A 570-nucleotide genomic window follows, 5' to 3' on the forward strand; every position below is an offset into this window, starting at 1 on the left:
TTGAAACGGTTATATCCAAATGTAAGAGATAAATTTATAGAAAAAGCAGTAAATCACATGAAAAATAGCGAAGTATTAAAAGGAAATCCGGAAAAAGCAGAATTAATGACGGATGAGGAATTAAAAATGTACTATGAAGAAATAATATATGATTTAGGAGGAAATAGTTATGGAAAATAAAGACTTAAATGAAAGAGTGAAAATACATGGACAAAAAATATGTAGTAAATGTGGTGAGCCATATCCAACAATGAAAGAGTATTTTTATAAAACAACTGGGACAAAAGATGGATTAAGAAGTGACTGTAAAAGATGCCAGGATACACAGAAACTGAGAAGGGAAATATCACATTTAAAGGAACTGGATACAGTAAGTATAGGAGAAGCTAAAGAAGCCGAGATAAAGGAGTTAAAAAAAGTAATAGATACAGGAAATACGGAAAAGGAAAATCTGGTCAAAATAATAACGATGACAGATGAAAGAAATGAAACCTTATCTGATACTGCAGCTAAATTTAGTGAAAAATATAAAAAATCAAGAAAATGGAATTATGCATTAGGAGTATGTCT

At 29.8% G+C, this 570-nt stretch carries 2 protein-coding genes; both read left to right on the plus strand.

Annotated features, from left to right (window positions below; all coding sequences use genetic code 11):
- A partial coding sequence (locus tag NK213_RS17960) for a hypothetical protein (RefSeq protein WP_253351771.1) occupies positions 1-180 on the plus strand: 180 nt, incomplete at its 5' end.
- Positions 170-570, plus strand: a 401-nt coding sequence (locus NK213_RS17965) for a hypothetical protein (protein WP_253351773.1), incomplete at its 3' end; no start/stop codon positions are given. The genes NK213_RS17960 and NK213_RS17965, both read left to right, overlap by 11 nt.

It is taken from the genome of Sebaldella sp. S0638, from assembly GCF_024158605.1.
In the GTDB taxonomy this organism is placed as follows: Bacteria; Fusobacteriota; Fusobacteriia; order Fusobacteriales; family Leptotrichiaceae; genus Sebaldella.